Source organism: Pseudomonas sp. DWP3-1-3b3 (assembly GCF_049896305.1).
Taxonomy (GTDB): domain Bacteria; phylum Pseudomonadota; class Gammaproteobacteria; order Pseudomonadales; family Pseudomonadaceae; genus Aquipseudomonas; species Aquipseudomonas azotoformans_A.
In genome coordinates, this window is the sequence record NZ_JAFCUA010000004.1 from 74,110 (window position 1) to 98,312 (window position 24,203).

21 protein-coding genes are annotated in these 24,203 nt (G+C 63.1%); 7 read left to right on the forward strand and 14 right to left on the reverse strand.

Features of this window, described 5'->3' with window-relative positions; translation table 11 throughout:
• Window positions 1-25: 25 nt before the first annotated feature.
• From ACP7BX_RS13535 to ACP7BX_RS13555, 5 genes are all read left to right on the forward strand, one after another.
• Window positions 26-1,534, forward strand: a complete 1,509-nt coding sequence (locus ACP7BX_RS13535; protein WP_426160852.1) for a sugar ABC transporter ATP-binding protein — start codon at window positions 26-28, stop codon at window positions 1,532-1,534.
• Window positions 1,500-2,492: an ABC transporter permease gene (locus ACP7BX_RS13540; RefSeq protein WP_038849050.1), complete on the forward strand. Its 993-nt coding sequence runs from the start codon at window positions 1,500-1,502 to the stop codon at window positions 2,490-2,492. The genes ACP7BX_RS13535 and ACP7BX_RS13540 overlap by 35 nt, the downstream gene beginning before the upstream one ends.
• 28 nt (window positions 2,493-2,520) lie before the next feature.
• Entirely contained in the window at window positions 2,521-3,600 is a 1,080-nt protein-coding gene (locus ACP7BX_RS13545) for an alcohol dehydrogenase catalytic domain-containing protein (protein ID WP_426160853.1), read from the forward strand.
• A gap of 2 nt (window positions 3,601-3,602) precedes the next feature.
• Window positions 3,603-5,135, forward strand: a complete 1,533-nt coding sequence (locus tag ACP7BX_RS13550; protein WP_426160854.1) for an FGGY-family carbohydrate kinase — start codon at window positions 3,603-3,605, stop codon at window positions 5,133-5,135.
• Between the two features lie 135 nt (window positions 5,136-5,270).
• Window positions 5,271-5,996 (forward strand): SDR family oxidoreductase, encoded by a 726-nt coding sequence (locus ACP7BX_RS13555; RefSeq protein WP_426160855.1) that lies wholly within the window; start codon window positions 5,271-5,273, stop codon window positions 5,994-5,996.
• On the opposite strand, the gene ACP7BX_RS13560 is transcribed toward ACP7BX_RS13555, so the two are convergent.
• The 14 genes from ACP7BX_RS13560 to ACP7BX_RS13625 all read right to left on the reverse strand — a co-directional run bounded on the left by ACP7BX_RS13560 (window position 5,993) and on the right by ACP7BX_RS13625 (window position 21,959).
• On the reverse strand, window positions 5,993-6,997 hold the full coding sequence (locus tag ACP7BX_RS13560; protein ID WP_426160856.1) for a LacI family DNA-binding transcriptional regulator: 1,005 nt from the start codon (window positions 6,995-6,997) through the stop codon (window positions 5,993-5,995). The genes ACP7BX_RS13555 and ACP7BX_RS13560 overlap by 4 nt on opposite strands.
• Before the next feature lie 58 nt (window positions 6,998-7,055).
• The gene (locus tag ACP7BX_RS13565) at window positions 7,056-7,919 is read right to left on the reverse strand and encodes a LysR family transcriptional regulator (RefSeq protein ID WP_016974860.1); all 864 of its coding nucleotides are present in this window, start codon (window positions 7,917-7,919) and stop codon (window positions 7,056-7,058) included.
• A gap of 273 nt (window positions 7,920-8,192) precedes the next feature.
• Window positions 8,193-9,599, reverse strand: a complete 1,407-nt coding sequence (locus ACP7BX_RS13570) for an amidase (protein WP_426160822.1) — start codon at window positions 9,597-9,599, stop codon at window positions 8,193-8,195.
• Window positions 9,596-10,864 carry a Zn-dependent hydrolase gene (locus ACP7BX_RS13575; protein WP_426160823.1) on the reverse strand — a complete coding sequence of 423 codons (1,269 nt, stop codon included), beginning with the start codon at window positions 10,862-10,864 and terminating at the stop codon, window positions 9,596-9,598. The genes ACP7BX_RS13570 and ACP7BX_RS13575 overlap by 4 nt, the downstream gene beginning before the upstream one ends.
• A gap of 13 nt (window positions 10,865-10,877) precedes the next feature.
• Complete coding sequence (locus tag ACP7BX_RS13580) at window positions 10,878-11,573, reverse strand: ABC transporter ATP-binding protein (RefSeq protein ID WP_236414299.1); 696 nt, start codon at window positions 11,571-11,573, stop codon at window positions 10,878-10,880.
• The gene (locus ACP7BX_RS13585; RefSeq protein WP_426160824.1) at window positions 11,573-12,322 is read right to left on the reverse strand and encodes an ABC transporter ATP-binding protein; all 750 of its coding nucleotides are present in this window, start codon (window positions 12,320-12,322) and stop codon (window positions 11,573-11,575) included. The genes ACP7BX_RS13580 and ACP7BX_RS13585 overlap by 1 nt, the downstream gene beginning before the upstream one ends.
• Window positions 12,319-13,329 (reverse strand): branched-chain amino acid ABC transporter permease, encoded by a 1,011-nt coding sequence (locus ACP7BX_RS13590; RefSeq protein WP_426160825.1) that lies wholly within the window; start codon window positions 13,327-13,329, stop codon window positions 12,319-12,321. Before ACP7BX_RS13590 ends, ACP7BX_RS13585 begins: the two co-directional genes overlap by 4 nt.
• Window position 13,330: 1 nt before the next feature.
• A complete protein-coding gene (locus ACP7BX_RS13595) occupies window positions 13,331-14,191 on the reverse strand; it encodes a branched-chain amino acid ABC transporter permease (protein WP_016974865.1) in 861 nt (286 codons plus the stop codon).
• Window positions 14,192-14,249: 58 nt separating this feature from the next.
• The gene (locus ACP7BX_RS13600) at window positions 14,250-15,452 is read right to left on the reverse strand and encodes an ABC transporter substrate-binding protein (protein ID WP_033903285.1); all 1,203 of its coding nucleotides are present in this window, start codon (window positions 15,450-15,452) and stop codon (window positions 14,250-14,252) included.
• Window positions 15,453-15,695: 243 nt separating this feature from the next.
• Window positions 15,696-16,466, reverse strand: coding sequence for a FadR/GntR family transcriptional regulator (locus tag ACP7BX_RS13605; RefSeq protein ID WP_426160826.1), 771 nt, complete (start codon window positions 16,464-16,466; stop codon window positions 15,696-15,698).
• 107 nt (window positions 16,467-16,573) lie between these two features.
• Complete coding sequence (locus tag ACP7BX_RS13610; protein ID WP_426160827.1) at window positions 16,574-17,317, reverse strand: alpha/beta fold hydrolase; 744 nt, start codon at window positions 17,315-17,317, stop codon at window positions 16,574-16,576.
• A gap of 104 nt (window positions 17,318-17,421) precedes the next feature.
• On the reverse strand, window positions 17,422-18,825 hold the full coding sequence (locus ACP7BX_RS13615; protein WP_426160828.1) for an efflux transporter outer membrane subunit: 1,404 nt from the start codon (window positions 18,823-18,825) through the stop codon (window positions 17,422-17,424).
• Window positions 18,818-20,788: a MacB family efflux pump subunit gene (locus ACP7BX_RS13620; protein WP_426160829.1), complete on the reverse strand. Its 1,971-nt coding sequence runs from the start codon at window positions 20,786-20,788 to the stop codon at window positions 18,818-18,820. Before ACP7BX_RS13620 ends, ACP7BX_RS13615 begins: the two co-directional genes overlap by 8 nt.
• A gap of 1 nt (window position 20,789) precedes the next feature.
• Window positions 20,790-21,959, reverse strand: coding sequence for an efflux RND transporter periplasmic adaptor subunit (locus ACP7BX_RS13625; RefSeq protein WP_426160830.1), 1,170 nt, complete (start codon window positions 21,957-21,959; stop codon window positions 20,790-20,792).
• A gap of 255 nt (window positions 21,960-22,214) precedes the next feature.
• Between ACP7BX_RS13625 and ACP7BX_RS13630 the strand changes: the two genes are divergently transcribed.
• Both ACP7BX_RS13630 and ACP7BX_RS13635 read left to right on the forward strand, forming a co-directional pair.
• On the forward strand, window positions 22,215-22,697 hold the full coding sequence (locus tag ACP7BX_RS13630; RefSeq protein WP_426160831.1) for a sigma-70 family RNA polymerase sigma factor: 483 nt from the start codon (window positions 22,215-22,217) through the stop codon (window positions 22,695-22,697).
• 119 nt (window positions 22,698-22,816) lie between these two features.
• Window positions 22,817-24,154 (forward strand): lysine N(6)-hydroxylase/L-ornithine N(5)-oxygenase family protein, encoded by a 1,338-nt coding sequence (locus tag ACP7BX_RS13635; RefSeq protein ID WP_426160832.1) that lies wholly within the window; start codon window positions 22,817-22,819, stop codon window positions 24,152-24,154.
• Window positions 24,155-24,203: the final 49 nt, after the last annotated feature.

The following is a 24,203-nucleotide window of genomic DNA, read 5'->3' on the forward strand; positions in this document are numbered from 1 at the left end:
TCCTTCTGAATATGAGGTCGGCGGTATGAGCAGTCTTCTGAAGTTGGAAAACATCTGTAAGCGCTACCCGGGCGTACAGGCCCTCAAGTCCATCAACCTGCAAGTCGAGCGCGGCGAGATCCATGCCTTGCTCGGCGAAAATGGCGCGGGCAAATCGACGCTGATGAAGATCCTCGGCGGCGTCGAGCATCAAGACGAAGGCCAGATCCTGATCGACGGCCAGGCCCAGCAGTTCGCGACCTACCGCGATGCAATCGCCGCCGGCATCGGCATCGTGTTCCAGGAATTCAGCCTGATTCCCTACCTCACGGCCGTGGAAAACATTTTCCTTGGCCATGAGCTGAGCAACCGTTTCGGCCTGTTGCGCAAACGCGAAATGGTCGAGGCCAGCGAGGCCTTGTTCAAGCGCCTGGGCGTGACCATCGACCTGCAATGCGCGGTCAAGCACCTCAGCGTGGCCGAGCAGCAGTTTGTCGAAATCGCCAAGGCGTTGGCCCTGGATGCGCGCCTGCTGGTGCTCGACGAACCCACCGCCACCCTCACGCCCAGCGAGGCTGAGCTGCTGTTCGACATCATGCGCGAACTCAAGCGCCAGGGCGTGGCGGTGATTTTCATCTCCCATCACCTGGAGGAGATTTTCCAGGTGTGCGACCGCATCAGCGTGTTGCGCGACGGCGGCAATGTGGGCGTCACCGATGTGGCCGACAGTGACATCGACCGGCTGGTCGAGATGATGGTCGGGCGCCGCCTGGAATGCAGTTTTCCACCCAAGCCCAGCACCGAGCGCGGCCCGCTGTTGCTGGAGGTCAAGGACATCCAGCTGGTGCGCAACGGCCCTCATAACAGCTTCCAACTGCACAAGGGTGAGATCCTCGGCTTTGCCGGGCTGGTCGGCTCCGGTCGTACCGAGTTGGCCCTGGGCATGATGGGCGCGCTGCCGTCGGTGAGCAAAGACGTGTGGTTGCGCGGCGAGAAAATCACCCTCGACGACCCGGCCCAGGCGCTGGCCCACGGCATCGGCCTGTTGCCGGAAAGCCGCAAGAGCGAAGGGCTGATCACCGACTTCAGCATTCGCGAAAACATCTCGCTGAACAACCTGCCCAAATACCAGAACGCCTCGGGGCTGATCGACAAAAACCGCGAATGCGCCAGCGTCGAAAGCTTGATGAAGCAACTGTCGATCAAGGCCCCCAGCAGCGAAAGCCGGGTGTTCAACCTCAGCGGTGGCAACCAGCAAAAGGTGGTGATCGCCCGTTGGATCAACCATCACTGCGACGTGCTGGTGTTCGACGAACCCACCCGTGGCATCGACGTGGGGGCCAAGGCGCAGATCTACGCGCTGATGCGCAGCCTCACCGAACAGGGCTACGCAATCATCATGATTTCCTCCGAATTGCCGGAAGTCATCGGCATGTGCGACCGCGTCGCCGTGTTCCACAAGGGCGCCATCGTCAAGGTACTCGAAGCGTCTGCCGTCAATCCTCAAGAGGTCATGCGCCATGCAACAGGGGGCTCAAGTGAATACGTCCATTAGGACCGGCGACAGCAGCCGGTTGCGCCTGAACCTGGCGCGACTGGTGCGCTCGCCGGCGTTTTATCCGTTCGTGGGGCTGGTGGTGGTGACCCTGGTGATGATCCTCGCCAGCGACACCTTCCTCACCGCCAGCAACCTGTCGAACATCGCCCGACAAGTGTCGATCAACGCGATCATCGCGGTGGGCATGACCTGCGTGATCCTCACCGGCGGCATCGACTTGTCGGTCGGGCCGGTGATGGCCTTGTCCGGCACGCTTACGGCCGGGTTGATGGTCGCGGGCCTGCCGCCCGGCCTGGCGATTGGCGCAGGCATGTTGATCGGCGTGGCCTTCGGCATCGGTAACGGCTTGTTCGTGGCCTACCTGCACATGCCGCCGATCATCGTCACTCTGGCGACCATGGGTATCGCCCGTGGCCTGGGCCTGATGTACACCGACGGCTATCCGATTTCTGGCTTGCCGGACTGGTTTGCGTTCTTTGGCCGCGAAAGCCTGTTCGGCATCCAGGTGCCGATCCTGATCATGCTGCTCACCTACCTCGCTGCCTACGTGCTGCTGCAACACACGCGCATCGGTCGCTACATCTACGCCATTGGCGGCAATGAAGAAGCGGTGCGCTTGTCCGGCGTTCGCGCGGCGCGTTTCAAGTTGCTGGTGTACGGCATCAGTGGCCTCACGGCGGCGATTGCCGGGTTGGTCCTCACCTCGCGCCTGATGAGCGGCCAGCCGAATGCCGGTGTGTCGTTCGAACTGGATGCGATTGCCGCTGTGGTACTCGGTGGCGCCTCGATTGCCGGTGGGCGCGGGGTAATCGTCGGTACGTTGCTCGGCGCCATGCTGCTCGGCGTGTTGAACAACGGCCTGAACATGCTGGGCGTGTCGCCCTACGTCCAGAGCGTGATCAAGGGCGCAATCATTTTGCTGGCGATTTTTATCAGCCGTCAGCGCCACAAATAAATACCTAACAAGCACAGGACCCGACACCATGGACAAGCACACCGACATGCAAGCCGTCGTCTGCCACGGCCCGAAAGACTATCGCCTGGAACGCATCGGCAAACCCCAGGCGCGCGCCAATGAACTGGTGATCCGCATCGCCGCCTGCGGCATCTGCGCCAGTGACTGCAAGTGCCACTCGGGCGCCGCAATGTTCTGGGGCGGCGACAACCCGTGGGTCAAGGCGCCGGTGGTGCCGGGGCACGAATTTTTTGGCTATGTGGTGGAAGTGGGCGAGGGCGCCGAAGAGCACTTCGAAGTCGCCGTAGGCGACAAGGTCATCGCCGAGCAGATCGTGCCGTGTGGCAAGTGCCGTTTCTGCAAGTCGGGCAAGTACTGGATGTGCGAAGTGCACAACATCTTCGGCTTCCAGCGTGAAGTCGCCGAAGGCGGCATGGCCCAGTACATGCGCATTCCCAAGACCGCCATCGTGCACAAGATCCCCGAGTCGGTGTCGCTGGAAGACTCGGCGCTGGTGGAACCGATGGCCTGCTCAATCCATACGGTCAACCGTGGCGATATCCAGCTCGACGACGTGGTGGTGATCGCCGGCGCCGGGACCCTCGGCCTGTGCATGGTCCAGGTCGCTGCGTTGAAAACCCCGAAGAAACTGGTGGTGATCGACATGGTCGACGAGCGCCTGGAACTGGCGAAAAAATTCGGCGCCGATGTGGTGATCAACCCGTCGCGCGACAACGCCCGCGAAATCATCAACGGCCTGACCGACAACTATGGCTGCGACGTCTACATCGAAACCACCGGCGTGCCGGCGGGCGTCACCCAGGGCCTGGACCTGATCCGCAAGCTCGGGCGTTTTGTCGAGTTCAGCGTGTTTGGCGCCGAGACCAGCGTCGACTGGTCGATCATCGGCGACCGCAAGGAGCTGGACGTCCGCGGCGCCCACCTCGGCCCGTATTGCTACCCGATCGCTATCGACCTGTTCGAACGCGGCCTGGTCACCTCCAAGGGCATCGTCACCCATGACTTCCCGCTGGACGACTTTGCCGAGGCCTTCGCGTTGGCCAATTCGACTAAGTCGATCAAGGTGCTGCTGAAGCCGGTGGCCTGAAAATGAACTACGTGATGGGTGTCGATATAGGAACCCAGAGCACCAAGGCGCTGCTGGTGGATGGTCAAGGCACGATCATTGCCCAGCACAGCCAGGGGTATCGCGTGGATACCCCGAAAGTGCGCTGGGCCGAACAATGGCCGCAAGTCTGGCTCGATGCCGTCGAGGCCTGTGTGGCGCATTGCATGGCCAAGGCCGGTGTGGCGGCAAAGCAGGTCAAGGCGCTCTGCATCAGCAGCCTGTACGGCGGCTCGGGGATTGCGGTGGATGCGCACATCACGCCGCTGCACCCGTGCCTTATCTGGATGGACCGCCGCGCTGGTGAGCAGGTGGCCTGGGTGCGCGAGCAGGTGGACCTGGAGCGGCTGTTCGCGATCACCGGCAACTCGGTGGACAGCTACTACGGCTTTACCAAGATGCTCTGGCTCAAACAGCACCAGCCCGAGGTGTGGGCCAAGACCCGCTACCTGCTGCCGCCCAACAGCTACATCAACTGGTGCCTCACCGGCGAGTTGGCGGTGGACCATAGCAGCGCCGGCAACATCGGCGGCGTCTACGACGTGAAGGCGCGCGGCTGGTCTGGCGAAATGCTCGATGCGCTGGGCATACCGCAGGCGATGATGCCGGAGCGCCTGGTGTATTCCGGTGAAGTCGTCGGTGGGTTGCTGGAAGAGTGGGCGGCGCGCCTGGGCCTGCAGGCGGGCACACCGATTCTGGCCGGTGGCGTCGATGCCGCCATGGCAACCTTGGCGGCGGGTGTGACTCAGCCAGGCAACCACGTGGCAATGATCGGCACCAGCATGTGCTGGGGTTACCTCAACCAGCAGGTGGATGCCCACCATGGTTTGGTGAGCATGCCCCACGTCTACAACGGCCACCGCGACTTGTACATCTTTGGTGGTGCGATCACGGCAGGCGCGTCGGTCAGCTGGTTTCGCGAGCAGTTCTGCCAGGCCGAAGAACAGCAAGCCAAGGCCACCGGCCAGGACAGTCTGGTGCTGCTGGAACAGCGCGCGATGAACATCCCGGCCGGCAGCGAAGGCCTGTTGTTCCTGCCTTACTTGATGGGCGAGCGCAGCCCGGTGTGGGATGACCGCGCCAGTGGCAGTTTTGTTGGCTTGAACCTCTACCACAGCCGTATTCACCTGTATCGCGCGGTACTGGAGGGGGTGAGCTTTGCCCTGCGGCATAACATCGAAGCGGGTACCCGTGGCGCGCATTCCCTGGACCCACGCTTGATCGTGGTGGGCGGGGCGAGCCATTCGGATCTGTGGATGCAGATCATCGCGGATGTCACGCGCTACCCGGTGTACACCATTGTCCAGGAGGTGGAAGCGGCGCTGGGGGCGGCGTTGTTGGCGGCGCACACGGTGGGGTTGGTGAGTGATGGGGCGATGGACAAGGGCTGGGTGCAGCTGGAGCTTCGGGCTGAACCCAAGGCGGAAAACGTCGAGGCGTATGACCGTGCGTTCGGCGAGTACCTGAAACTGTATCCGGCCCTGAAACCGATCATGCACACCCTGCAATCCAATTGAATCAACACAATCCAATGTGGGAGCTGGCTTGCCTGCGATTGCGGTGTATCAGTACCAGATGGATTGGATGACACTCCGCTATCGCAGGCAAGCCAGCTCCCACAGGGGATCTTTATCGCCTATGGAACAGTGATCATGACCACCACCTTCGACTTCACCCACCACCGCATCCTCGTCACCGGCGCCAGCAGCGGCATCGGCCGCGAAATCGCCTTGCAGCTGATCGCCAGCGGCGCCGATGTCTTTGCCCTCGGCCGCGACGTCCAAGCCTTGGCCGAACTCGGCTGCCACACCTTGTGCCTGGACATCGCCGACAGCGTCGCCCTCGACAACGCCCTGAACGACCTGCCGCCGCTGCATGGCCTGGTCAACTGCGCCGGCATCTCGCGCCTGGAGCCGGCTGCCGCCATCAGCGCTGAAGCGTTCGATCAGGTGATGCAAGTCAACGCCCGCGCTGCTGCCCAGGTCGCCAGCCGTGTAGCGGCCAAAATGATCGAAGCACAGATCGCTGGCAGCATCGTCAATGTCTCCAGCCAGGCCTCGCTGGTGGCCCTGGACGATCACCTCGGCTACTGCGCCTCCAAGGCCGCGCTGGATGCGATCACCCGTGTGCAATGCGCCGAGTGGGGCCGCTTTGGGATTCGCGTCAACAGCGTCAACCCCACGGTGACGCTCACGCCGATGGCGGCCATGGCCTGGTCCGAACCGGCCAAGCGTGACCCGGCGCTGGCGGCGATTCCCTTGGGGCGCTTTGCGCAAACGGTGGAAGTGGCATTACCGGTGCTGTTCCTGCTGAGTCGCGCCGCCAGCATGATCAGCGGCGTCAGCTTGCCCATCGACGGCGGCTACACCAGCCGCTAACCGTTTTCCAACTGACCGGCGATCACCACTTTGTCCCGTGGCTTGAACGGGTCTTCCAGGCGGTCGAGCAACAGGCGCACCGCGCTGCTGCCGGCCAGGGACGCATCGTGGGCCACGCAGGCGATGGGCACGCCGAAGATATCGGCGAAGGGCAGGCGGTCGATGCCGCAGATGGTCAGGCTGTCATGGGCGATGTTGTGCATGCGCAGTGCGCGTAGAGCGCCGAGGGTGATCAACTGGTTGAAGCCCATGATCGCGTCCGGCGCCGAGTGTTCGGCCAGGTAGTCGAGGGTGTGCAGGTAGGACGGCATCAGCGTGTAGTCGCCGGCCTGCACTTCGACCTGCACCATCGGGTGTTCGGCCAGCACTTCGCGCAGGCCCTTGAGGCGTTCGACGGTGATGCGCGAGTGCTCGGGACCGGTCAGCACCAGCAAGCGCTTGAGGTTCGGGGTCTGGCGCAGCAGGTAGTGCGCGGCCTGGATGCCACTGTGGTAGTTGTCGAGCACCACGCGGCTGAACGGGCTGTCGTGGATCGTGCGGTCGAGCAGCACTACTGGGGTTTTGCCGTTGCCCAGGCGTTCGAGGTAGTCGGGCTGGTAGCTCGGTTCATCCGAGACCGGCGACAGGATGATCCCCGCCACGCGGTAGCCCAACAGCGTGTCCACGGCCTTGCTTTCCAGCTCTTCCAGCTCATCGGTGTCCACCAGCATGATGGTGTAGCCATGCTGTTTGGCCTCGCGGGAAATCGCTTTGATCATTTCGCTGTAGAACGGGTTGTCCACCGACGCGGTGATCACGCCGATGATCAGGCTTTCACTGCGCTTGAGCCCGCGCGCGAAGGCGTTGGGCACGTAGTCCATCTCCCGCGCCACTTCGAGGATGCGCGCCAGGGTGGCCGGTTTGACCAGGTCGGGTTTGCTCAGTGCGCGGGACACCGTGATGGTGGTCATGCCGACCCGCTTGGCGATGTCGCTGATGGTGACGGACTTTTTCTTGTTCATCGGTCAGGCTGCTAAAGGAAACACCCGCAGGCTAGCATGCGCGGTGCAGATTGTTGCTTCAAATCAGTGGGTCCCAACGCTGCGACCAGTCGCTTTCGGCCTTGACCACTTCACGCAGCAACCCCAGCGCCTGCTGCAACACCGCCGAATCCCGCGCCCGTGAGTACACTAGGTACGTCGGGAAGCTGAATTCCGGCGCCTTGGGCACGCGCTGCATCACGCCGCTGTCCAGGTAACTCTGTACCACGCGGGTGCGAAAATAGCCGGCGCCGCCGTTCTCAAGGATGTATTGCAACGCCAGCGGCCCCAGGTTGAAACTCAATGCGGCACGGGCCTTGTCGGGCAGGGCGGCGTCGTGTTGTTGGCGAAAGCCCGGTCCCCAATCGATATACACGTAGGGCGCCGGATTGCTCACCAGCTGCACCAGGATCAGTTTTTCTTCCAGCACCTGTTCCACCTGCAAGCCTGGCCAGTATTGCGGTTGGAACACCAATGCAGCGTCGAGTACGCCCAGTTCCAGCTGGCGCAACAGGTAGTCGCCTTCGCGCACTTCGGTGCGCAGGGCATGGCCGGGGATGTGTTGGCGTAACGCTTGGGCCCAGCCGAGCATCAGCGGGTTGCACAGGCTGACTTCGCCGCCGATGTGCAGCACGTTGCGATAGCCGTCCGGCAGCGGCAGGTCGCGTTTTGCGGCTTCCCAGGTTTGCAGCAATTGGTTGGCGTACACCACGAAGGCCTCGCCGTCGGCGGTCAGCCTGGCGCCTGCGCGGTTGCGCACGAACAGTGTGCTGCCTAGTTGGCTTTCAAGGCTCTTGACCCGTGCGGTGATGGCGGTCTGGGTGACGTGCAGTTTCTCGGCGGCGGCGGCCAGGCTGCCGCAGCGGGTGATTTCGAGGAAGGTGCGTGCCAGTTCGATGTCCATGAAGGCCCCTGGGAATGAATGGGGGACAGTGTAATGGAATGTGGTTGAAACTGTGGGCGCTGGCTTGCCTGTGAAGGTGGCCTGATACCCTCCCATTAAGGACGAACACTGCAACTGTGGCGAGCGGGCTTGTCCCGCGTTGGGCTGCGTAGCGGCCCCAAAACCAGACGGCAAGTTCCATCTGATAAAACGCGGTGAAGCTAAAAGGGGCCGCTTCGCGCCCCAACGCGGGACAAGCCCGCTCGCCACAATAAGCCCTTCCTACATCAGGTACTACGGTGTTTTGGTGATTGGGGCTTGTAAGTGCGTTGTGGGGAACGCTTTGGCATATGCCTGGCATACCCGTAGAACCGTGTCATCGGCAAACCGCGCGCCTACTACATGCAGCCCCACCGGCAAGCCGTTCGCTGCCAGCCCACACGGCACCGAGGCTGCCGGTTGCTGCGTCAGGTTGAAGGGGTAGGTGAACGGTGTCCACTGTGTCCATTCCTGCAAACCCGAGCCCGGTGGCACATCGTGCCCGGCCTCGAATGCCGCGATCGGCATCATCGGCGACACCAGTACATCGTAGTGCTCATGAAACGCCGCCATGCGCGCCACCAGTGCGGCGCGGGCTTCGAGGGCTACGTTGAAGTCGTCCAAACTCAAGCGTTCGCCGCGTTGGGCTATGCGCAGCAGGCCGGGGTCGAGCAGTTGTTTTTGTGTCTCGCTCATGGCGCCGGTCAGGCGTGCCGCGCCGGCTGCCCACAAGGTGCTGAAGACGTCCAGCGGGTCGCTGAAACCGGGGTCGATCTGCTCGACATGGGCGCCCAGTTGTTCCAGGCCTCGCACCGCGTCCGCGACCACCTTGGCCACTTGTGGGTCGACCTTCACGTAACCGAAGTTCGGACTGTAGGCCACGCGCAACCCTTTCAAATCCGTACCCGGCGTCAGCCATGGTGTGGTGCGTGGCGCACCGATCAAGCCATCCCGTGCGTCCGGCTGGGCGATGGTCTGCAGCATCAAGACGCTGTCTTCCACCGTACGGGTCATTGGCCCCAGGTGCGACAGGATGGTCATGGAACTGGCTGGCCATTGCGGCACATAACCGAAGGTCGGCTTGATGCCGAAGGTGCCGGTAAAGGCACAGGGGATCCGGATCGAACCGCCCGCATCGCTGCCCTGGTGCAGCACGCCCAGGTTCAACGCCGCCGCCGCGCCCGCGCCGCCGGACGACCCGCCTGCCGTGGTGCGGGTGTCCCAGGGGTTGCGGGTGATGCCATACAACGGGTTGTCGGTGACGCCTTTCCAGCCAAATTCCGGGGTGGTGGTTTTGCCCAGCAGCACCGCGCCGGCCTTGCGCATAAAGGCCGGGAAGGGCGCGTCGACGTCCCACGGCCCCTCGGCGGATGAGGTGCGTGAGCCCTTGCGGGTCGGCATGCCGTTGGTCAGCGTCAGGTCCTTGATCGAAGAGGGCACGCCGTCCAACGGGCCGCAGGGCTGGCCGTCGAGCCAGCGTTGTTCCGAGGCGCGCGCGGCGTTCAGCGCACCTTGCGGGTCCACGTGGCAATAGGCGTTCACCACCGGATTGAAGCGTTCGATACGCAGCAGGGCATCCTCGGTGACTTCCACCGGCGATAAAGTCTTGTCACGAAAATGCTGCAGCAGTTGCACCGCCGTCAGTTGGCCGATCTCGCTCATGCCACGTCCCCCTGTGCCGCATTGACCATGGCGCGCAGCAACACCGCGCAGCCCGCTGCCAGGTCATCCGGCGCGGCGTTTTCGATTTCGTTATGGCTGATGCCGCCTTCGCAGGGCACAAAGATCATCCCGGCCGGACCCAGTTCAGCGACGAAAATCGCGTCGTGGCCGGCACCGCTGACGATGTCCATATGGCTCAAGCCCAAGGCTTCGGCGCCTTCTCGTACTGCGTTGACGCAGACTGGGGCGAAGTCCAGCGGTGGGAAGTCGGCGGTTGGCGTCAGTTCATACGCCAACCCGTGCCTGGCGGCGGTGGCTTCGATCACGCCACGCACTTCATCGACCATGGCGTGTAGTTTGTCTGCATGCAGGTGACGCAGGTCGAGGGTCATGTGCACCTGGCCGGGAATCACGTTGCGCGAACCGGGGTGCAGGCTCAGGCAACCGACCGTGCCGCAGGCGTGGGGTTGCTGTTGATGGGCGATACGGTTGACCGCGCTGACCACCTCGGCAGCGCCGACCAGGGCGTCCTTGCGCAGGTGCATCGGCGTCGGGCCGGCGTGGGCTTCGACGCCGGTGAAGGTCAGGTCGAACCACTTCTGGCCCAGGCAGCCCATGACCACGCCGATGGTAGTGGCCTGGTCTTCCAGCACCGGGCCCTGTTCGATATGCGCCTCGAAATACGCACCCACCGGGTGGCCGAGCACGGCGCGAGCGCCGGCGTACCCAATGCGTTGCAATTCGTCGCCCACCGACAGGCCTTGGTCATCGACTTTGTCGAGGGTGTCCTGCAAATCGAACTTACCGGCAAACACCCCGGAGCCCATCATGCACGGCGGAAAACGCGAGCCTTCTTCGTTGGTCCACACCACCACTTCAATCGGCGCTTGGGTCTCGATGTTCAAATCATTCAGGGTGCGGATCACTTCCAGTCCGGCCATCACCCCGTAACAGCCGTCGAACTTGCCGCCGGTGGGTTGGGTGTCGATATGGCTGCCGGTCATTACCGGGGGCAGGGCCGGATTTTGCCCGGCGCGGCGCGCAAAGATATTGCCGATGGCGTCGACCGTGACGCTGCACCCGGCCGCTTCGCACCACTGCACGAAGAGGTCGCGGGCCTGGCGGTCGAGGTCGGTGAGGGCCAGGCGGCACACGCCGCCTTTGACGGTGGCGCCCAGTTGGGCCAGGTCCATCAGTGATTGCCACAGGCGGTCGCGGTTGATCAATTGGGCGTTGCTGTTGAGCGGTTGCGCAAAACTATTCATCGGCAGTCTCCGGTCAGGCACTCAGGGCCAAATAGCGGTTCTTGATGGTCGGGTCGGCGCGGAAGGCGGCGGCGCTGCCTTCATAGACCACGCGGCCTTGTTCGAGCACGTAATGGCGGTCGGCGAGCTTGTCGCAGACCATCAGGTTCTGTTCCACCAGCAATACTGGCAGGCCGTCGTCCTTGACCTTGCGCAGGATCTTCACCAACTCGTCGACGATGACCGGGGCCAGGCCTTCGGTGGGTTCATCGAGGATCAGTAGCTTGGGATCGTTGAGCAGGGCGCGGGCGATGGCGAGCATCTGTTGCTCGCCACCGGACAACGCGTGGCCGGCGTTTTTGCGCCGCTCCTTGAGGCGCGGGAACATGGCGTACACGTCTTCGAGCTGCCAGCGGCTGGTCTTGCGTGCGGCGATGCGCAGGTTTTCTTCGACGGTGAGCAGGCGGAAAATCCCACGGTTCTCCGGCACCAGCGCCAGGCCCTGGCGGGCAATTTCGAAGATCTTCTGGCCCACCAATGCCTGGCCGTTGAAATGGATCTGGCCCTGGCGCGGGCAGATGATGCCGAGGATGCTGCGCAAGGTGGTGGTCTTGCCAGCGCCATTGCGCCCCAGCAGCGTCACCAGTTCGCCAGGGTTGACGGTCAGCGACACGCCTTCCAGCACGTGGCTTTTGTCGTAGTAGGAATGGATGTTCTCGACGATCAGCATCAGGCAGCCTCCCCAAGGTAAGCGGTGCGCACGCGTTCATCGGCGCGCACGAATTCCGGCGTGCCTTCCACCAGGATCTGGCCGTGGCTCATCACCGTGATGCGTTGGCTGATGGACATGACGATGCTCATGTTGTGTTCGATCAGCAGCACCGTGTGGTCGCGGCCAAGGTCGCTGATCAACTGGGTCATGATCGGGATGTCATCGATGCCCATGCCCGAGGTGGGCTCGTCGAGCATCAGCAGTTTCGGTTTGGAGCAGATCGACATGCCCACCTCCAGCACGCGCTGCTGGCCGTGGGACAACTCGCCGGCGAGGGTGTCGGCACGGGCGGTGAGTTGCAGGCGCTCCAGCACCTGGTCGGCCATCTCCAGATGTTCACGCTTGCTGTCGACACGGCGCCAGAAATTCAGGGCGCGCGCACCGTCGCGGCCCTGGGCGGCCAGGCGCAGGTTTTCGCGCACGCTGAGGTTCTGGAACAGGCTGGTGAGCTGGAACGAACGCGCCATGCCCAGGCCGACGCGGCCGTGGGCGGGCTTGCGCATCAGGTTCTTGCCGTCGAAATGAATCGCCCCGGCGGTGGCCTGGCGTTCGCCGGTGAGGCAGTGGAACAGGCTGGTCTTGCCCGCGCCGTTAGGGCCGATGATGGTGTGGATGGTGCCGGCCTCGACCTTGAGATTCACGCCGTTCACCGCGTGGAACGCGCCATAGGCCAGTTCCAGGTCTTGGGTTTCCAGCAGGATGCTCATAGCCCTTCCTCCTTGGCGACAGCGGCCGTGTTGCGATGGCCGCGTACCTTGTCGAACAGCGACGCCAGGCCGCCCCACAAACCACCGCGCATGAAAATCACCACCAGGATCAGGATCACCCCCAGCAGCATCAGCCAGCGCGGCCACAGGTCGGAGAGGAAATCCCCGAGCAGCACGATGGAGCCGGCGCCGAGCAGCGAGCCGAACAATGAGCCGGTGCCGCCGACAATGGTCATGATCAGGATGTTCTCGGACATCGCCAGGTCGATATTCGACAGCGGCACAAAGTGCAGCAGCATGGCGTACAGCGCGCCGGCAATCCCGGTGACGGCGCCGGACAGCACAAACACCAGGATCTTGAAGTGCCGCGTGTCGTAGCCGATGGCCGAGGCGCGGGTTTCGTTTTCGCGGATCGCCATCAAGGTGCTGCCGAACGGCGAGGCGATCACCCGGCGGGCGCCGATGAAGATCAGCAGGAACAGCACCGCGACAAAGCCGTAGAAGGCGCGGGCGTCGGCCAGTGACAGCAGCACGGTTTCACCCACGCGGATCTCCGGGCGCGGCACGCTGAGCAGGCCGTTGTCGCCACCGGTCCAGTCGCTGAGGGTGTAGGCGACAAAGTAGGCCATCTGGCTGAACGCCAGGGTCAGCATCACGAAGTAGATGCCGGTGCGACGGATGGCCAGGGCACCCACCAGCAACGCCAGGAAGGCACCGGCCACGGCGGCGCCGAGCAACGCCGTGAACAGGCCCAGTTGCAGGTGGATCATCAGCAACGCCGCGCAATAAGCGCCGGCCCCGAAGAAGATGCCTTGGCCAAAGGAGAGCAGGCCGGTGTAGCCCAGCAGCAGGTTGCAGGCCAGGGCGGCCATCGCAAAGATCAGGATCTCGGTGGCCAGGGTCGCCGACGGCAGTATCAAGGGCAGGCCGATCAGCACTGCCAACACCCACAGCAACATCGCGCGCGATTGCGTCTTGGCAAACGGCAGGGGATTTTTCTCGCTCATGTCAGGCTCTCCCAAACAGGCCGTAGGGACGGACCAGAATCACCACGGCCATGGCGCCGTAGATCATCAAACTCGCGCCCTGGGGCCAGAGTGTGGTCATCAGGCTTTGCACCACGCCCACCAGCAAACCGCCGACCAGCGCACCGCTGAACGAGCCCATGCCGCCGATCACCACCACCACGAAGGCCACCCCGAGAATTTCCGGGCCGACAAAGGGCTGCGCGCCGCGCAACGGGGCGAACAGCACGCCCGCGACACCGGCCAGGGCCACGCCGAGGGCGAAGGTCATGGAGAACAGCCGGAAAATATTGGTGCCCAGCAGCGACACGGTTTCGGTGCTTTCACTGCCGGCCCGCACCAGGGCGCCGAAGCGCGTGCGTTCCAGCAGCAGCCACAGGCCCAGGCCGACCAGCCCGGAAAACACGATGAGAAACAGGCGGTAGTAGGGGTAGACGAAGTCACCCACCACCAGCACGCCGCGCAGCAGTTCCGGCACGGCGACGCTTTTGCCCACCGGGCCCCAGATCATCACGCTGGCTTCCTGGATGATCAGCGCGATCCCCAGGGTCACCAGGATCTGGAACATGTGCGGTAAGTGATAGATGCGCTGGATCAACAACCGTTCGATGGCCCAGGCCAGCGCGGCCACCACCAGCGGCGCAATCAGCAGCGCCAGCCAGAAGTTGCCGGTGAGGCTCACGGCGGTGTAGCAGATGTAGGCACCCAGCAGGAAAAACGCGCCGTGGGCGAAGTTGACGAAGTTGAGCAGGCCGAAAATGATCGTCAGCCCGACCGCGATCAGGAAGTAGATCATCCCCAGCCCAAGGCCGTTGAGGATCTGGAACAGGTAAAGATTAAGCATGCAGGAACCCTCTGCAGGAGGCCGCTTGCACGGCCCTGCGCTACCAAATTCAGGGGGATCAGCCGAGCGTGCAGCCCGTGGCTTCCACCGGCGGGAACGACTGGCCGGCGCTGAGCACCTTGGCCAGGTCGTCCTTGTCGGCCATGTCGGCGGTGGCCTTGCCGATCAGCAGGTAGTAATCCTTGATCACCTGGTGGTCGCCGGCGCGGATCGATTCCTTGCCGGTGGGCCCTTCGTAGCTCAGGCCCTGCAGGGCCTTGGCCACGGTCGGCCCGTCGAAGCTGCCGGTAGAAATAATGGCTTCGAGCATGACCTTGGTGCTGATGTAATCGGCGGCCAGCGGGTAGGTAGGGTTGATGCCGTATTTGGCTTGGGTGAGCTTGACCAGTTCACGGTTGAGCGGGGTGTCGACCTGGTGCCAGTACTGCGCGCCGAGGTACACGCCTTCCAGCACGTCGCTGCCCAGCTCCTGGAACTGGTCGAGGCCGGCGGACCACACCAGCAGCACCTTCATGCGTTCCTTGATACCGAAGTTCACCGCCTGGCGCAGGGTGTTGGACGACTGGCTGCCGAAGTTGAGCAGCACCAGCACATCGGGTTTGGCGGCGATGGCGTTGGTCAGGTAGCCGGAAAATTCCTGCTCCTGCAACGAGTGGTAGCTGTTGCCGATGTGTTCCAGGCCGTTTTCCTTGAGCACATTCTTCGCGCCTTCGAGCAGCGCTTCGCCGAACACGTACTGCGGGGTGATGGTGTACCAGCGCTTGGCGTCCGGCAGCAGCTTGATCAGCGGCACCATGGTTTCGCGGATCGCGCCGTAGGTGGGCACCGACCAGCGGAAGGTTGCCTTGTTGCAGTCCTTGCCGGTGACTTCATCGGCGCCCACCGGGGTCATGAACACACCGCCGACCTTGTCCACTTCCTTGGCCACCGCCAGTGCCGAGGACGACAGGGTGCAGCCCTGGAAGAACCGCGCGCCATCCTGCTGGATGGCTTCCTGCACCTTGCGCACAGCCTTGCCGGCATTGCCCTCGGTGTCGATCACCTTGTAGTTCAGCGGGCGGCCGAGTAGCTCGGGGTGTTGTTCCACCGCCAGGCGCGAACCCATGTCGGCAAACTTGCCATAGCTGGCAAAGGCGCCAGACATGGACTTGAGGCCGTAAAAGGTAAAAGGCTCGGCGGCGAATGCAGACCGGATGCTCAGCGGGAGGCTGAGGGCGGCGGCTGCGGTAAGACTGGCTTTCAACAACGTACGACGCTGCATGGGGTGACTCCCTGGTTTAGTTATTGGCAGGAGTGGCAATGGCGATACGGTGGAGCAAGGGCCTGTGGGCAGGCCTGTTATTGGTTGGGGCAAACGCTCTAACGGTTGGAACTGGATCGAGTGTGGGAGCTGGCTTGCCTGCGATGCAGGCGCCTCGGTGTTTCTGTCAAACCGAGTCGATGCATTCGCAGGCAAGCCAGCTCCCACATTGATCGGGTTTGCACAGTAGGTGCTGTGGCGTTTTTAGTGGTTGTGATCGAACTCCAATAGGAAATGCGGGCTGACCTGGCCTTCAAGGGCGGTCATGTGGTGTTCGGCATCGCACATGTGTTCATGCATCAAGCTGCGTACTGCGCTTTCATCCCCGGCACGAAAGGCGATCAGCAACTGCTTGTGATAGTCGAGGTTGGCGGCGTCGAACTGCTTGCGCTTGGGCTTGTAGGCTTTTTTCAGCACCACCAGGTCGCGCAGCAGATCGTTGAGGAACTGCGCTATGAAACTCAGCAACGGGTTGGGGCAGGCCTTGGCCAGCAAGTTGTGGAACTCCAGTTCCGCCAGGCGCTGTTCACGCTGGCCGGCTTCACTGTCTTCGGGGGCGCTGCAAAAATCCACGTTGTCTTGCAGGGCCTGGTAGTCCTCTTCGCTCAAGCGCCCGAGCACCGATACCGCGAGCTCCACTTCGATGACTTTGCGCAGTTGGTACACCTGTTCGCCGTCCAGATGCTGGAAGTGCAGGTAGTTGCGCAACGCGCGGCTGGCCGGTTCGGTGCCGGCCTGGTTCAGGTAGGCGCCGCCACTGGGCCCGGTGCGAGTGCTCACCAGGCCTTCCACTTCCAGCGCCTTGAGCGCTTCGCGGGCCGAACCTTTGGAGCACTGGAAGCTTTCCATCAGCTCGCGTTCGGTGGGCAGGCGGTCGCCGGGTTTCAAGGCGTCGGTGACGATGGAGCGCTTGACCGACTCGACAATCACATCGGACAGCTTCTGGCGTTTGCGTCGTAGCGGGCGGCTTAGCATAAGTTCGATTTATCGTATTAATGCGGATTAATAGCACTTAATAACGATCGGGATGCAGCGTCAACGGCGGGTGTCGTTTTCGATGGCAAGAGGTCGCAATCGGATGGTTACTCGCCGTTGCCCGAATCCAGGCAGCGTGTGGATGGCGGAGGCTGCTTGCCGAAGACCAGGAAGTCGCCCACCCAGCGGTTGATGCAGCTGCTGGCATCCTGTTTGGCCGTTTCTTTCAAGCGTAATTGTTCGACCTGGGGCGCTGCCGATTCAGACGGCTGCGCATTGACCAGCACCATGCGCGCCACCCGTTCGGGAAACAGCGCCGCGTACCGGTTGCCCAGGCGGGCAGCATCGGCATTGCCCAGGTAGAGCAGTTGGGCGTCGCCCAGTTGGGTGCGGACAAACTCCAGGTCCTGGGCGGCCTGTTCGACGCCGTTGTCGTTGCCGAGGTCGCGGGGGCTGAGCTCGATGACGTCGTAGCGGTTGACCAGCGTGCGATACGCCGGGTTGGAGTAGGAGCCCCAGAGGCTGGTCAGGTGAATGACAAAGGTGCCGCCCTGGTTCCTTTTGGGGGCATCGCCAGCTTGGGCGAACACCACGCCTTCGCGGTTCAGCGGGTCACGGGCGCCGACGCGGGTCAGGTAGAGACGCAGATTGCCTTGCCGAGGCGCGGCGTAATTGCGCGGCACGCTCACGACCCCGCATTGGGTGCGTTGCAGCACTTCAGGGTCCAGGCGTTCAACGGTGGGCAGTGGGCAATCCAGCAGCCAATCAATGGCGGTGGGGGGAATCAGTTCTTGGGCAGCACTGGCTGTTACCCAGAGACAGGCGCACGTCAGGTATTTTGCGACAGTCATCAAGAGGTCCTGGGCAACCGTGTGAGAGCGGTTTTTTTACCAAGGACCTTTGGTCGAAGAATGTAGGGCGAGAAGACAGCTGATGTACGAAAGCGGAGTTTTGTTTATCGGATCTGTGTCTGCCAGCCGCCGCCCAATGCCTTATACAACGCGATGCTGGCCTGCAGGCGCGACAGCCGCAGTTGCACATTCTGATCCTGGGCCGCGTACAGGGTGCGTTGGGTTTCCAGTACTGTGAGCAGGTCTTCGGCACCGGCCTGGTAGCGGCTTTCAGCGATCTGGAAGGCGGTCTGGGCCTGTTGCAGTTCTTCGCTTTGCCATTCGCGCTGCTGGTCGAGACGCGTGATGCTGCTGAGGGATTTTTCTACGTCGGCAAAGCCGTTGATGATCGCACCGCGATAGGTTTGCAGCAGTTCATCCTGGCGCGCGCGGGCCTTGTCGCGTTCAGCACTTAAACGGCCGTTGTTGAAGATCGGCGCCACCAGCCCGGCGGTCAGCGTGTAGTAGGGGCTGCGCAGGACATCCACGGCCTTGTAGGCGTCGGAACCCAGGGTCGCGCCGAGGGTGATGGCGGGCAGCATGGCCGCGCGGGCCACGGTGACGTCGGCCTGTGCGGCCGCCAATTGCGCCTCGGCCTTGGCGATATCAGGACGGCGGCTGAGCAATTGGCTCGGCATACCGGCACCGATCGTTGGCCAAGTGAGTGCCTGGAACGGTTCTGCGCCCAGATCCAACGTCTGGACCGGTTGGCCGAGGAGGGCGGCCAGCGTGATCCGCGACTCTTCGGCCAGTTGCTGGATCAGCGGCAGTTGGCGTTGCTGGCTGGCCACCAGGCTTTTTTGCTGGGCCAATTCCAGGGCGGTGGCGGAGCCGGCGTCATAGCGGGTCTGCACCAGGTCGAGCACGTTGCGCGCGTTGGCCAGGTTCAGCTCGGCAATCTGCTGGCGCTGCTGGGCGGCCAGGGTTTGCGCGTAGCGGTCGGCCACGCTGCTGAGCAAGGTCAGCTCCACGGTGGCCTGGTCAAATTCGCTGGCACGCAGGCTATGCAGGGCGCTGTCGCGGGCGGCGGCGCGGCCACCCCAGAAGTCCACTTCGTAGCTGGCGCTGAGGTTGGCGCCAAAGTTGTCGACGGCGTCATTGCTTTGCGTTGCGTCAAGTTCCGGTCCACCCGGGCCGCGCAACAACTTCTGGCGGCTGCTGGTGAGGTTGAGCTTCACTTCCGGCAACAACGGCGCGCCGGCAATCACTGCGCTGGCTTGGGCCTGGCGCACGCGGGCGGTGGCGGCGGCCACGTCGAAACTGTCACGCCGGGCCTGTTCGACCAGGCGGTTGAGCTGCGGGCTGCCAAACTGCGTCCACCATTGCTGGTTGGTGGCTTGGGCAGCGTCGCGTTCGGCAAATTGCCAGGCGGCAGGCGCTGCAATCCCGCTGTCGAGCGCGGGCGGGTTGCCGGTGCAGGCGCTGAGTAACACGCACAAGGCAGGCAGGTAGAAGGACTGTTTATTCACTGGTCAACGCCTTAACCGGATCGAGCCGGGCAGCTTTACGGGCCGGCATGAAGCCGAATACGACGCCGGTGACGAGTGCGCAACCAAATGCGCCAAACACCGCCAAGAGGGAGAACTGCACCGCCACCTTGGCCAGTACCAACACGCCGCCGACCAACAAGGCGAGGGCGATGCCACACAAGCCGCCGACCACCGAGAGCATCACCGCTTCCGTGAGGAACTGGCGCAGGATGTCGCGCTGGCGTGCGCCGGTGGCCATGCGGATGCCGATTTCACGGGTGCGTTCGCGCACGGTCATCAACATGATGTTCATCACGCCGATGCCGCCCACCAACAGGGAAATCGCCGCAATCGAACCGAGCATCAATGACAGCGTGTTCTGCGTGCGGGCCTCGGCCTGGATCATCGCGGCGTTGTTGGTCAGCTCGTAGTCGCGCTTGCCGTTGTGCAACTTTTGCATCAACTGATCAATGGCGACTTCGGCTTCGTGGACCTTGCGCGCATCCGCCGCCGCGATCACCACATATTCGGGGTTGTAGCTGCCGAACAGGCGCACGCTGGCGGCGGTGTAAGGGATGGCGACGCGGTCGTCACTGTCCTTGTTGCCGGAAGCGGCGCCTTTTTCCGCCAGCACACCGATCACCTGGAACGGCACGTTTTCAATCAGGATGTACTGGCCGATCGGGTTGACCTCGCCTTTGAACAGCTTCTCGCGCACGCGATGGCCGATCACCGCCACGGTGGCGGCGGCGCGCTCGTCGGCGGCCGTGAAGTAACTGCCCTCGACCACCGGCCAATTGAAAATCTCCGGGAAATTGGTGTCATTGCCGCCCACATACGCCATGTAGTCCACGTTGCCGTAACGCACCCCGGCTTCGCTGCCGTTGACCGGCATGATGCGCTGGACCTGGGGCAGGGCCGCCAGCGCGTGGACGTCATCGAGGGTAACAATGCCCAGCGGCGTACGCGGGTTCGGCGACGAGCCACTGAGGTAGATGATGTTGGAGCCGAACGCGCCCATTTGCGCCATGACCTGGCGCTTGCTGCCTTCGCCCACCGCCAGCATCACCACCACCGAGGCTACGCCGATGATGATCCCCAGCAGGGTCAGCGCGGTGCGGAAGCGGTTGATCCACATCACCCGCCAGGCGGCTTGCACCGCATCCACCAGCTCGGCTTTCCACGCGCCATTGTGCTCGGCGCCGTCGGCCAGGCGCTGGCGCAGGTCCACGGCTTGCAGGGCGCCGTTCGCCAATGCCGGTGCAACGTCGTTGCCGTCGGCTGAATCGCTGATGATCAAACCATCGCGGATCTCGATGATGCGATTGGCCCGCGCCGCCACTTCGCGGTCGTGGGTGATCAGGATCACCACGTGGCCCTGGCTGGCGAGTTCGTCGAGCAGGGTCATGACCTCGGCGCCGCTGTGGCTGTCGAGGGCGCCGGTGGGTTCGTCGGCGAGGATGATATGCCCGCCGTTCATCAATGCACGGGCGATGGAGACCCGCTGTTGCTGGCCACCGGAAAGCTGGTGCGGACGGTTGCCGGTGCGCTCCTCCAGGCCCAGGCGGGTGAGCAGGGCATGGGCGCGGGCATGGCGCTCGGCGGCGCTGATACCGGCGTAGATCGCCGGCATCTCGACGTTTTCCTGAGCCGAGCCGGAAGGGATCAGGTGGTAGCCCTGGAACACGAAGCCGAAGGCTTCGCGGCGCAGCCAGGCGAGTTCGTCGCTGTCCAGATGGGCGACGTTCTCCCCGGCGAACAGGTAGTCGCCGGTGCTTGGGCGGTCGAGACAGCCGAGGATATTCATCAACGTGGACTTGCCGGAACCCGAGGCGCCGACGATGGCGACGAATTCCCCGGCATGGATCGACAGGTCGATGCCGCGCAATACGTCGACCTGCGGGCTGTCGCCGCCGCCGTAGGACTTGCGGATGTGCTTGAGTTCGATCAGGGGCGTGGTCAACTCAACCCCCGTTGCCGTCGGCCGGGCCGATCAGCAGTTGATCGCCTTCGCTCAAGCCGTCGAGCACCTGGACGCGCAGGCGGTCGCTGATGCCCACCTGCACCTGGCGTTGTTCGATGCGGCCATTCTTGCCCACGACCTGGGCGATCTGCTGGTTGGCATTGGCCGTGCCCGATAACGCGGCGACCGGCGCGGTGAGGGCGTCCTTGACCTGGCTGGCGACGAAAAATACCTGGGTGGTCATTTCGGCCATCAAGGCGTTGTCGCTGTTGTCCACGTCCAGCAGCACGGTGTACAGCACCACGCGGCCGCTGCCACTTTTACTGGTGCTGTTGGGGCTGCCGCTGCCCTGGGTTTCATTCAATGGCTTGGGCGGGATCGGCAGGATCTGGCGCACGGTGCTGGTCCAGCGCCGGTTGCCGCCACTCAACGTGGTGAAATACGCGGTCATGCCCGGTTTGACGTGGCCGATATCCGCTTCCGAGACTTCCGCCCACACGGTCATCGGCGACAACTTGGCGATGCGCAGGATCAACGGCGTCTGCTGTTGGGCGTTGAGGGTCTGGCCGACCCGCGCGTCTACCGCGACCACGGTGCCGGCCATGGGCGCGTAGATGCGTGTGTAGCCCAATTCCGCTTCGTCACTGCGCAGGCTGGCCTGGGCTTGCTGGATCTGCGCCTGGAACATGTCGACCCGCGCCTGGGTGGCGCTCAGTTCGGCCTTGGCGGTTTGCACGTCTTCTTCACGGGTGGCGTTGCCGGCCGCCAGGCGTTGCTGGCGCTGGTACTTCTGGCGTGCCAGTTCGTGCTGGGCCTTTTGTTCCTGCAACTGGGCCTTGAGGTTTTCGATGGCGTAGCGGCTGGCGTCCAGCTTGGCTTTTTGCGTGGACGGATCGATCTCCACCAGCAACTGGCCTTCCTGGACCTGGTCGCCCGCCTCGACGTGGATCTTGCGGATCTGTCCTGAGGCCTGGGCGCCCACGTCCACATAACGGCGCGGCTGCAGGGTGCCCAGGGCGGTCACGCTGTTTTCGATACTGCCGCGGGTGACGGTGACGGTGGTGAGGGTGTCACGCCCCGGCGGCAGCACTTGCCAGGCTGCGATGGCGAAAATGGGGATCAGGCACGCGATAACAAGCAAGGCGCGTCGGGCAGGTCGAGGGCGTTTCATGCTTTGGTTCCAGCCAGGAAAGTTCGGACCGCAGTTGCGGGGAGCTGACAAGTAAACGAGGGAATTGCGCGGGGATTTAGGCAGTTACATAAGCAGTTACAGCTCCCTTGAAGAAAAAAATCGTCCGTTGATGCAAGTCTGCTTTAAAAGTAGATGAGAATTACTATAAATTGCACGCACTCAAACTGCCATCACCTGAAGGCTGTCTTTATTTGCACCCAAGGACCTAATGCCGCCACCCGGCGGTCGGGAGTCATGTTGGAAAACTACTATCGCGAGCTGGTGTGTTTCCTCAACGCCAAGCTGGGCAACCGTCAGGTGGCCGAGGATGTGGTGCATGACGCTTATGTCCGGGTGCTGGAGCGCTCCAGCGACACGCCCATCGAACAACCCCGTGCCTTTTTGTACCGCACCGCGCTCAACCTGGTGATCGACGGCCATCGGCGCAACGCCTTGCGCCAGGTCGAACCCCTGGACGTGCTGGATGCGCAAGAGTGCTTCGCCAGCAGTTCGCCCCATACCAGTCACGACCACGGCCAGCGGCTGGAACTGCTCGAACGCGCCCTGGCCGAGCTGCCGGTGGCTTGTCGCGACAGCTTCCTGCTGCGCAAGCTCGAAGGCCTGACCCACCTGCAGATCGCCGAACGCCTGTGCATTTCCCGCGCCCTGGTGGAAAAACACATCGTCAACGCCATGAAGCACTGCCGGGTGCGGATGCGCGAGTGGGAAGCGCACTGATCAATGATCAGTTAAATTTTATTTCACTGTCCTCGTTTCCTATCAACACACGGCCTGTTGTTCAGGTCTTGAAGGTATTCCCGCCCCACCGCCAAGGGGCTTATCCAGAGGACACTGGAATGACACAGGCAATTGCTTCGCCCGCGGTTCACGACCTGATCGGTATCGGTTTCGGCCCTTCGAACCTGGCGCTGGCCATCGCCCTGCAGGAGCGCGAAAAGGCCCAGGGCAAACTGGACGTGCTGTTTCTCGACAAACAGGCTGACTACCGCTGGCACGGCAATACCCTGGTGACCCAGAGCGAACTGCAGATCTCGTTCCTCAAGGACCTGGTGACCCTGCGCAATCCCACCAGCCCGTATTCCTTCGTCAACTACCTGAAAGCCCACGAACGCCTGGTGGACTTCATCAACCTGGGCACCTTCTACCCGTGCCGCATGGAGTACAACGACTACCTGCGCTGGGTCGCCGGGCAGTTCCAGGCCCAGGCGCGCTATGGCGAGGAAGTGCTGGCCATCGAGCCGATCCTGCACCAGCAGCAGGTTGAAGCGCTGCGCGTGATTTCCCGCGATGCGCTGGGTGAGCAACATGTGCGCACCACCCGTTCCGTGGTGGTCAGCGCCGGCGGCACGCCGCGTATTCCTGAAGCGTTCAAGGCGCTCAAGGGCGACAGCCGGGTGTTCCACCATTCCCAATACCTGGAGCGCATGGCCAGCCAGCCGTGTGTCGAGGGCAAGGCCATGCGCATCGCCATCATCGGCGGTGGCCAGAGCGCCGCAGAAGCCTTCATCGACCTGAACGACAGCTTCCCGTCGGTGCAGGTTGACATGATCCTGCGCGGTTCGGCGCTCAAGCCCGCCGACGACAGCCCGTTCGTCAACGAAGTGTTCTCGCCGGCCTTCACCGACCTGGTGTTCCAGCAAGAGGGCGCCGAGCGTGAGCGTCTGGTCGCCGAATACCAGAACACCAACTATTCGGTGGTGGACCTGGACCTGATCGAGCGTATCTACGGCATCTTCTACCGCCAGAAAGTCTCCGGCATCGCGCGCCAGGCATTCCGCACCATGACCGTGGTCGAGAAGGCCACCCCAGGCCCGCTGGGCATCGAACTGGTGCTGCGCAACAACGCCAACGGCGACACCAGCATCAACCACTACGACGCGGTGATCCTGGCCACCGGCTACGAGCGCCAGACGCACCGCGCCTTGCTCGCGCCGCTGGAAGACTACCTGGGTGACTTCGAGGTGGCGCGTGACTACCGCATCGTCACCGACGAGCGTTGCAACGCCGGTATCTACATCCAGGGCTTCAGCCAGGCCAGCCACGGCTTGAGCGATACTTTGCTGTCGGTATTGCCGATTCGTGCGGATGAGATTGCGGCGTCGTTGTATGCGCTGGACCGTGGGCGCGGCAAGGGGCGCTCGGTGCAGGACCTGTTGCTCGCCACGGCAAGCTGACAGGCTGCACTTGTGACCCGGAGGGTTGGCTGATACTGTACAAAAAACC

What these genes read in the sequence shown, in the direction of transcription:
- ACP7BX_RS13535 (WP_426160852.1), top strand. Translation starts at nt 26, where the DNA reads ATGAGCAGTCTTCTGAAGTTGGAAAACATCTGTAAGCGCTACCCGGGC.
- ACP7BX_RS13540 (WP_038849050.1), top strand. Translation starts at nt 1,500, where the DNA reads ATGCAACAGGGGGCTCAAGTGAATACGTCCATTAGGACCGGCGACAGC.
- ACP7BX_RS13545 (WP_426160853.1), top strand. Translation starts at nt 2,521, where the DNA reads ATGGACAAGCACACCGACATGCAAGCCGTCGTCTGCCACGGCCCGAAA.
- ACP7BX_RS13550 (WP_426160854.1), top strand. Translation starts at nt 3,603, where the DNA reads ATGAACTACGTGATGGGTGTCGATATAGGAACCCAGAGCACCAAGGCG.
- ACP7BX_RS13555 (WP_426160855.1), top strand. Translation starts at nt 5,271, where the DNA reads ATGACCACCACCTTCGACTTCACCCACCACCGCATCCTCGTCACCGGC.
- ACP7BX_RS13560 (WP_426160856.1), bottom strand. Translation starts at nt 6,997, where the DNA reads ATGAACAAGAAAAAGTCCGTCACCATCAGCGACATCGCCAAGCGGGTC.
- ACP7BX_RS13565 (WP_016974860.1), bottom strand. Translation starts at nt 7,919, where the DNA reads ATGGACATCGAACTGGCACGCACCTTCCTCGAAATCACCCGCTGCGGC.
- ACP7BX_RS13570 (WP_426160822.1), bottom strand. Translation starts at nt 9,599, where the DNA reads ATGAGCGAGATCGGCCAACTGACGGCGGTGCAACTGCTGCAGCATTTT.
- ACP7BX_RS13575 (WP_426160823.1), bottom strand. Translation starts at nt 10,864, where the DNA reads ATGAATAGTTTTGCGCAACCGCTCAACAGCAACGCCCAATTGATCAAC.
- ACP7BX_RS13580 (WP_236414299.1), bottom strand. Translation starts at nt 11,573, where the DNA reads ATGCTGATCGTCGAGAACATCCATTCCTACTACGACAAAAGCCACGTG.
- ACP7BX_RS13585 (WP_426160824.1), bottom strand. Translation starts at nt 12,322, where the DNA reads ATGAGCATCCTGCTGGAAACCCAAGACCTGGAACTGGCCTATGGCGCG.
- ACP7BX_RS13590 (WP_426160825.1), bottom strand. Translation starts at nt 13,329, where the DNA reads ATGAGCGAGAAAAATCCCCTGCCGTTTGCCAAGACGCAATCGCGCGCG.
- ACP7BX_RS13595 (WP_016974865.1), bottom strand. Translation starts at nt 14,191, where the DNA reads ATGCTTAATCTTTACCTGTTCCAGATCCTCAACGGCCTTGGGCTGGGG.
- ACP7BX_RS13600 (WP_033903285.1), bottom strand. Translation starts at nt 15,452, where the DNA reads ATGCAGCGTCGTACGTTGTTGAAAGCCAGTCTTACCGCAGCCGCCGCC.
- ACP7BX_RS13605 (WP_426160826.1), bottom strand. Translation starts at nt 16,466, where the DNA reads ATGCTAAGCCGCCCGCTACGACGCAAACGCCAGAAGCTGTCCGATGTG.
- ACP7BX_RS13610 (WP_426160827.1), bottom strand. Translation starts at nt 17,317, where the DNA reads ATGACTGTCGCAAAATACCTGACGTGCGCCTGTCTCTGGGTAACAGCC.
- ACP7BX_RS13625 (WP_426160830.1), bottom strand. Translation starts at nt 21,959, where the DNA reads ATGAAACGCCCTCGACCTGCCCGACGCGCCTTGCTTGTTATCGCGTGC.
- ACP7BX_RS13630 (WP_426160831.1), top strand. Translation starts at nt 22,215, where the DNA reads ATGTTGGAAAACTACTATCGCGAGCTGGTGTGTTTCCTCAACGCCAAG.
- ACP7BX_RS13635 (WP_426160832.1), top strand. Translation starts at nt 22,817, where the DNA reads ATGACACAGGCAATTGCTTCGCCCGCGGTTCACGACCTGATCGGTATC.